Below are 461 nucleotides of genomic sequence, written 5' to 3' on the forward strand. Positions count from 1 at the left end.
ACGCCCGCGCGCCGCATCCTCTCGGGATCGGCGGTCCAACTGTCGGGCAGGAACAGCCGCAACCCGACCGTCACGGGGACCGCGCCCCGGGCCAGGGTGAGCGAGACCAGGGTCTGGCAGTCGGCCTGCCTGCCGAGCGCCCAGGCGTATGCGGCGCCACGCCGACCGAGGCGCTGCCCTTCCTGGCAGCCGCGGTGTCGTCCACCACCAGCACCGCATCCGCGCCGCCGAGCAGCCCGTCGGCCTTGCGGGCCAGTTCCTCCAGCAGCGGCGCGGCGTCCCATCTGCCAGCCGAGACGAAGTGGTGGAGCCGATCGTGGGATCCGAGGCCGAGCCGTTCGGCCATCGGCTGGATGCTCTTGCGATCGCCCGGCCCGGTCAATCCGGGAAGGTAGAGCGGGCACATGCGCCGGCGCGCCTTGTGGCCAAGCCGCTCCAGGAAGGGCGCAAGCCAGCGCTCC

1 pseudogene is annotated in these 461 nt (G+C 73.3%); it reads right to left on the reverse strand.

What is annotated here, in order from left to right:
* A pseudogene (locus FK498_RS20075) lies at positions 1-406 on the reverse strand (transposase); the annotation flags it as partial.
* Positions 407-461: the final 55 nt, after the last annotated feature.

The sequence above is a fragment of the Elioraea sp. Yellowstone genome (assembly GCF_006704265.1).
In the GTDB taxonomy this organism is placed as follows: Bacteria; Pseudomonadota; Alphaproteobacteria; order Acetobacterales; family Acetobacteraceae; genus Elioraea.